Origin of the sequence: Streptomyces sp. CBMA123, from assembly GCF_014596465.1 — a bacterium.
Lineage (GTDB): Bacteria > Actinomycetota > Actinomycetes > Streptomycetales > Streptomycetaceae > Kitasatospora.
On record NZ_MECK01000270.1, the window covers coordinates 1 to 7,044 of the forward strand.

Annotated in this window: 6 protein-coding genes; 2 read left to right on the plus strand and 4 right to left on the minus strand. The window is 73.4% G+C overall.

Annotation, left to right across the window (positions count from 1 at the left end; translation table 11 throughout):
* From BG452_RS26650 to BG452_RS26665, 4 genes are all read right to left on the minus strand, one after another.
* Positions 1-444 (minus strand): FtsX-like permease family protein (locus BG452_RS26650; protein ID WP_188306900.1); only part of this gene is annotated, 444 nt, incomplete at its 3' end.
* Positions 441-1,184 carry an ABC transporter ATP-binding protein gene (locus BG452_RS26655; RefSeq protein ID WP_188306902.1) on the minus strand — a complete coding sequence of 248 codons (744 nt, stop codon included), beginning with the start codon at positions 1,182-1,184 and terminating at the stop codon, positions 441-443. The genes BG452_RS26655 and BG452_RS26650, both read right to left, overlap by 4 nt.
* A 65-nt stretch (positions 1,185-1,249) precedes the next feature.
* Positions 1,250-1,702, minus strand: a complete 453-nt coding sequence (locus tag BG452_RS26660) for a GNAT family N-acetyltransferase (RefSeq protein WP_317621240.1) — start codon at positions 1,700-1,702, stop codon at positions 1,250-1,252.
* Positions 1,703-1,761: 59 nt separating this feature from the next.
* Entirely contained in the window at positions 1,762-3,036 is a 1,275-nt protein-coding gene (locus BG452_RS26665) for an SAV2148 family HEPN domain-containing protein (protein WP_411293022.1), read from the minus strand.
* A gap of 427 nt (positions 3,037-3,463) precedes the next feature.
* Here BG452_RS26665 and glgX point away from each other — a divergent pair, with 427 nt between their 5' ends.
* The gene (glgX, locus tag BG452_RS26670) at positions 3,464-5,578 is read left to right on the plus strand and encodes a glycogen debranching protein GlgX (RefSeq protein WP_188306901.1); all 2,115 of its coding nucleotides are present in this window, start codon (positions 3,464-3,466) and stop codon (positions 5,576-5,578) included.
* Positions 5,579-5,788: 210 nt separating this feature from the next.
* Positions 5,789-7,044, plus strand: a 1,256-nt coding sequence (locus BG452_RS26675) for an alpha-amylase family glycosyl hydrolase (RefSeq protein ID WP_262986056.1), incomplete at its 3' end; no start/stop codon positions are given.

Consider the following 7,044-nt stretch of genomic DNA (forward strand, 5'->3'; position numbering starts at 1 on the left):
CCCCTCGGGGGCGGCGCCGCGGGCGACCAGCCAGGCGGCCAGCGCGGGTGCGCCGGGCAGCGAGAGCAGGCAGCCGCTGACGGCGGAGACCAGGGCGACGGCGGCGGCCTCACCGGTGATCAGCCAGACGATCTGGCGGGGCGTGGCGCCGACGGCGCGCAGCATCGCGATCTCCTGGCGGCGCTGGGCGACGGCGAAGGCGAAGGTGCCGGCGACGACGAAGACGGCGACGAACGCGGCCATCGCCGAGGTGAACTGGAGCACCTTGTGCAGCGAGGGCGCGCCGAGCGGGGAGTCGTCCCCGGCGGTGTCGTTCAGCAGGCTGCCGGTGGTGGCGACCAGGGTGACGCCGAGGGTGAGGGCGACGTAGGAGCCGGCGAAGGCGGCCTTGCGGCGGCGCAGGCTCGCGGCGGCGACGGGCAGCAGGGTGCCGAGCGAGGTCATGCGACGGTCTCCAGGGCGGTCATCCGCTCGGCGATCCGCTGGGCGCTCGAGTGCGGCAGGTCGTCGACGATCCGGCCGTCGGCGAGGAAGAGCACCCGGTCGGCGTAGGAGGCGGCGACCGGGTCGTGGGTGACCATGATGGTGCTCTGGCCCTCGCGGTCGACCAGTTCGCGCAGCAGGGCGAGCACGTCGCGGCTGCTGGAGCTGTCCAGGGCGCCGGTCGGCTCGTCGGCGAACAGCACCCGGGGCCGGGTGATCAGGGCCCGGGCGATGGCGACGCGCTGCTGCTGGCCGCCGGAGAGCTGGGACGGCAGGTGGCCGGTGCGCTCGCCGAGGCCGACCTGGGCGAGCGCGCGGTGGACCTCGGCGCGGTCGGGCCGGCGCCCGGCCAGGCGCAGCGGCAGGCCGACGTTCTGCTCGGCGGTGAGCGAGCCGACCAGGTTGAACGCCTGGAAGACGAAGCCGAGTTGCTGCCGGCGCAGGACGGTCAGCTGGGTCTCGGTCAGCCCGGCGAGGTCGGTGTCGTCCAGGACGACCCGGCCGCTGTCGGGACGGTCGAGGCCGGCGCCGCACTGCAGCAGGGTGCTCTTGCCCGAGCCGGAGGGGCCCATCACGGCGGTGAAGGTGCCCCGGTCGAAGGTGACGTCCACCCCCCGCAGTGCCCGCACGGCCTCCGGGCCGGTGCCGTAGGTGCGCTGTACGTTCTCCAGGCGCAGCACAGCGGCCGCGCCCTCCCCCATGATCTTCACGAGGGCTACACCTACCACGGGCGCAACTGCGCTGACCAGGTCCTTTGGGTGAATCGTTACGGTACCGGGCGGTACATGGCGACGTCGATCGGGCCGTCGGCGACGACGGCGAACCCGTGCCTCGCGTACAGCCGCAGGGCGGCGCTGCCCTGGAGGACGGTCAGGTGCACGGGTTCGCCCGCGGTGTCCGCCTCGGCGAGGAGGTGGCGCAGGACGGCGCTGCCGAGGCCTCGGCCCTGGAGGTGCGGGGCCAGGTAGAACAGCTCCAGGTGGCGCCCGCCCCGTTCGTCGGGGCGGATGGTGACGCACCCCGCGAAGGCTCCGTCGACCAGCAGGACGGAGGTGTGGCGGAGGGAGAAGGACTTCCGCACCCGCGCCCGGGAGCGGTCCGGGTCCCAGCGGCCGAGGCGTTCCAGGTCGGCGCGCATGACCTGGGCCTTGAGGCCGACGATGGGTTCGAGGTGCTCGGGGCCGGCCGGTTTCAGGGTCCAGGCGGGGAGGCTGTTCACGGACCGCAGTGTTCCAGCGTCCGCACGCTCCGACCAGCGGTTATCTCATCATGCGGGCCTCAGGAGACGTTCCGGGCGTCCGCCCAGACCCCTTCGAACTCCTCGCGGTAGACCTCCAGCAGCCCCGGTTCGGTGCCGCCCGGCTGCTGGCCGGCGCCGCCGCGCAGGATCAGCGCGGGGGACTCCATGCCCCGGGAGCGGCGCAGGTAGGGCTGGATGACGCCGAGGTCGCGGCTCTGCCGGCGGCCAGCCGCGGGGCCGGTGGGGCGGGGGCCCTCGACCAGGTAGGCGGTGAAGCGCGGGGTCTCGTCGAAGACCCGGATCTCGAAGCCGCCCTGGTCCCGCAGCCGGGCCCGGACGCGCCGCACGTGCATGATGTTCATCTCGATCGAGCGGGACAACTCGGCTCGGGAGAGCCCGAGTTCGCGCTCTCGGCGGCGCACCGCGCTGCTCGCCGGGTTGAGGAACAGCAGCCGCACCCGGCAGCCCTCGCCGGCGAGGCGGACCAGCCGTTTGCCGGTGTAGTTCTGGCAGAGCATGCCGAGGCCGATGCCGAGCGCGTCGAGGCGCCGGGCGCCGTCCAGCAGGTCCTCCACCGGCAGGTCGCGCTGCAGCCGGACCCGGTCGGCGTGCACCGCGACCACGTCGGCGTAGCGTCCGGCGACCAGCGACTCCACCACGTCGGCGGGCACCCCGCCCGTGCCGCCGTCCAGGACGGCCAGCAGCCGGGCGGCGGCGCGTTCGGTCTGGGCCAGCACGGTCTGGGTGAGCACCCGGTTGCGGGAGACCACGTGCCGGGCCACTTCCAGTTCGTCCAGGGCGAGTTCGATCTCGCGCCGGTCGGCGAGGTAGGGCTCGAAGCAGGGCCAGTGCTGGACCATCAGTTCGCGCAGCTGGGGCAGGGTGAGGAAGACCAGCGGGTCGTCGTCGGCCGGGTCGAGGAGGTAGCCCTTGCGGCGGCTGACCTCGCGCACGGCGCCGGCCCGGTGGGCCCACTCCTCGCCGGCCGGGCCGGCGGCGGCAGTGACCCAGTCCTCGCCGTGGGCGGGGGCGTAGATGGGGTGCAGCACCTCGTCGACCAGGGAGCGCAGCCGCTGTTCGACCAGGTTGAGCCAGACGTACGCGCGGCCGGACAGCCGGACCCGCTGGTAGGCGTCCTCCCATTCGCCGGCCGACCAGGCGAGCGCGGGGACCTCGACCGGGCCGCCCTGGGCGGGGACGAGGGAGCGGCCGGTCATGGTGGGGCGCATGACCACCGTGGGCGCCTCGGCGCGGGCACCGCCCCGGTCGGGGCCGTCGGGCCCGGAGCCACGGCCGCCGGCGGGGAACACCATGCGCCACCTCATCTGGTTGCCACTCGTTCTGCCCCGGGACGTTGACGGACTGTCCGGAGTCCGCGGGGCCGGCCGGGGCGGCCGGACGATCAAGGGTACTGCCCGCCGCGAGGCGCCCGCAGCCGGATGGCCGAGGGGCCTCCCGGGGCACCTTCCGCACCCGTGGCCACAGTCTTCACACGAATACCCGCCGGACACCCGTTCGGACCAACCCCGGCGGTACCTCCCGGCCGCCGGGGAAGGGCTCGGGGAGTATCTCCGGGAGTGTGCGGGCCATGCCGTGCGTCACGGCGCGCGAGTGCCGCACATGCCCGGCCGCCCGGCCGGGAAGAGAGCGTCCGGGTCCGGGCGGATTGTCGGACCACGCGTCGGAGCACGCGTTGGACTACACGTCAGTTTCCGTATGCCATAAGGAAGTTGAGGACTCATGCAGGTCTGGCCCGGTAAGCCCTACCCCCTCGGCGCCACCTACGACGGGGCCGGCACCAACTTCGCGGTGTTCTCGGAGAGTGCCGACCGGATCGAGCTGTGCCTGCTCGACGAGGACGGCTCGGAGACCGCCGTCGAGCTGCGCGAGACGGACGCCTTCGTCCGGCACGCCTACCTCCCCGGCGTCCAGCCCGGCCAGCGCTACGGCTTCCGGGTGCACGGCCCGTACAACCCGGGCCTGGGCCAGCGGCACAACAGCGCCAAACTGCTGCTGGACCCGTACGCCAAGGCGATGAGCGGCCACATCGACTGGGACGAGTCCGTCTACGGCTACCACTTCGGCGCGCCCGAGCGCCGCAACGACCTCGACTCCGCCCCGCACACCATGCACTCGGTGGTGATCAACCCGTACTTCGACTGGGGCACCGACCACCCGCCGCGCACCGACTACCACCGCACCGTCATCTACGAGGCCCACGTCAAGGGCCTCACGCGGCTGCACCCCGGCATCCCCGAGGAGATCCGGGGCAGCTACGCGGCGCTGGCCCACCCGGCCGTGATCGAGCACCTGGCCAAGCTGGGCGTCACCGCGATCGAGCTGATGCCGGTGCACCAGTTCGTCCGGGACCACCGGCTGCGCGACCTCGGCCTGGCCAACTACTGGGGCTACAACACCATCGGCTTCTTCGCCCCGCACTCCTCCTACTCCTCCACCGGCGACCGCGGCCAGCAGGTGCAGGAGTTCAAGTCCATGGTCAAGGCGCTGCACGCGGCCGGGATCGAGGTGATCCTGGACGTCGTCTACAACCACACCGCCGAGGGCAACCACCTCGGGCCGACGCTGTCGATGCGCGGCCTGGACAACGTCTCCTACTACCGCCTCGCCCAGGACCAGCGCTTCTACGAGGACACCACCGGCACCGGCAACAGCCTGCTGATGCGCAGCCCGCACGTGCTCCAGCTGATCATGGACTCGCTGCGCTACTGGGTCACCGAGATGCACGTGGACGGCTTCCGCTTCGACCTCGCCGCCACCCTGGCCCGGCAGTTCCACGAGGTCGACCGGCTGTCCTCGTTCTTCGACCTGGTCCAGCAGGACCCGGTGGTCTCCCAGGCCAAGCTGATCGCCGAACCCTGGGACCTCGGCGAGGGCGGCTACCAGGTCGGCAACTTCCCGCCGCTGTGGACGGAGTGGAACGGCATGTACCGGGACACCGTGCGCGACCTGTGGCGCGGCGAGAACGCCGCCCTCGCCGAGTTCGGCTCCCGGCTCACCGGCTCCTCCGACCTCTACCAGGACGACGGCCGCCGCCCCATCGCCTCCATCAACTTCGTCACCTGCCACGACGGCTTCACCCTGCGCGACCTGGTCTCCTACAACGACAAGCACAACCAGGCCAACGGCGAGGACAACCGGGACGGCGAATCCTTCAACCGCTCCTGGAACTGCGGCGTCGAGGGCCCCAGCACCGACCCGGCCGTCGAGGAACTGCGCGCCCGCCAGCAGCGCAACTTCATCGCCACCCTGATGCTCTCCCAGGGCGTGCCGATGCTCTCCCACGGCGACGAGCTCGGCCGCACCCAGCTCGGCAACAACAACACCTACTGCCAGGACAACGAACTCGCCTGGGTGCACTGGCCCGAGGACGACGGACCGGCCGCGCGGCTGCTGGAGTTCACCCAGGGGATGATCTGGCTGCGCCGCGACCACCCGGTGTTCCGGCGGCGCCGGTTCTTCCACGGCCGGGCGGTGAGCGGCTACGACGACCTCACCGACATCGCCTGGTTCACCCCCGCCGGGGAGGAGATGACCAAGCGCAACTGGGGCGCCAGCTACGCCAAGTCGCTGACCGTCTTCCTCAACGGCTACGCCATCTCCGAACCGGACCGGCGCGGCGGGCGGATCGTCGACGACTCCTTCCTGCTGATGTTCAACGCCCACTTCGAGCCGCTGGAGTTCACCGTGCCCGCCGACCACGGGCAGGAGTGGCAGGTCGTGGTCGACACCGCCCAGCCCCGACTGCCCGCCCCCGGCACCGGCGCCCGGGTCAAGGCCGGGGACGCGCTGTGCCTCACCGACCGCTCGCTGATGGTGCTGCAGCGGCCCGCCTGATCCGCCGGGGGCGTGCGCGGTGGATGTGCCCGCCGGGGGCGTGCGCGGTGGATGTGCCCGCCGGGGGCGTGCGCGGTGGATGTGCCTGCCGGGAGCGTGCGCAGGAGCGCGCTCGGGGCCGTACCCGGAGCCGCACCAGGAGCCGTGCGCTCACCTGTTCGGATCAGCAGCGGGTCTTGGCGGCGGCCCCGGCCGGGTACCTATGGACCTATGACCTCCGCCGCCGAGCCCGCGCAGCCCCGCCCGGCCGCTACCCACCCCACCGCCAGCTACCGCCTCCAGCTCCAGCCCGGCTTCACCCTCCGCGACGCCACCGCCGCCGTCCCCTACCTGGCCGCCCTCGGCGTCTCCCACCTGCACCTCTCCCCGCTGCTGGAGGCCGTCCCCGGTTCCACCCACGGCTACGACACCGTCGACCACACCCGGATCAGCGAACAGCTCGGCGGCGAGACCGCGCTGCGCGCCCTGGCCGCCGAGGCCCGCCGGCACGGCCTGCGGCTGATCGCCGACGTGGTGCCCAACCACATGGCCGTGCCCGTCCCCGAACGGCTCAACCGGCCGCTCTGGCAGGTGCTGCGCGACGGGCCCGACTCCCCGTACGCGCGCTGGTTCGACATCGACTGGACGGCCCAGCCCGGCCCCGCCGACGCCCCCGGACGCGGGCGGGTGCTGCTGCCGCTGCTCGGCGACCGGCTCGGCGCCGTCCTCGACCAGCTGGTGGTAGACGGCGAGGTGCTGCGCTACCACCGGCACGAGCTGCCGCTGCGCCCCGGAACGGCCGGGCTGCCGCTCACCGAGCTGCTCGCCCGGCAGTGGTACCGGCTGGCCTGGTGGCGGCTGGCCCGCACCGAGCTCAACTACCGGCGGTTCTTCACCGTCAACGAGCTGATCGCCGTCCGGGTCGAGGACCCGGAGGTCTTCGCCGCCACCCACGCCGTGCTGCTGCGGCTGCACGCCGACGGCGTCCTGGACGGCTTCCGGATCGACCACCCCGACGGGCTCGCCGACCCGCGCGGCTACCTGCGCCGCCTCGCGGCGGCCACCGGCGGCGGGACGGCCACGACCACGAGCGGGACGGCCGCGACTACCGACGGGACGTCCGGAACCACCGGCGGCGCCTACACCGTGGTCGAGAAGATCCTCACCGGCGCGGAGCGCCTGCCCGAGGACTGGCCGGTGGCCGGCACCACCGGCTACGACGCGCTGCGCCGGATCGACGGCGTGCTCACCGACCACGCGGGCGCCTGCCGGCTCGCCGGGGCGTACGAGGCCTTCCTGCACGGCGGGCCCGCCGCCATGCTGTGCGCCGACCCGCACCCGGCGATCGCGGCCGCCCGGCGCGGCCGGGCCGGCCGCGCCGGGCGGGGCAGCCCGATCCCCGGCGCGGACCAGGAGGCCGAACTCACGCTCAGCCTGGAGGAGGCGTACCGCGGCGGGAAGCGGAAGATCACCCTGGGCGGCCCCGG

Excerpts from the sequence above, each read along its gene's own strand:
- BG452_RS26655 (WP_188306902.1), bottom strand. The coding sequence starts at position 1,184 with ATGGGGGAGGGCGCGGCCGCTGTGCTGCGCCTGGAGAACGTACAGCGC.
- BG452_RS26665 (WP_411293022.1), bottom strand. The coding sequence starts at position 3,036 with ATGGTGTTCCCCGCCGGCGGCCGTGGCTCCGGGCCCGACGGCCCCGAC.
- glgX (WP_188306901.1), top strand. The coding sequence starts at position 3,464 with ATGCAGGTCTGGCCCGGTAAGCCCTACCCCCTCGGCGCCACCTACGAC.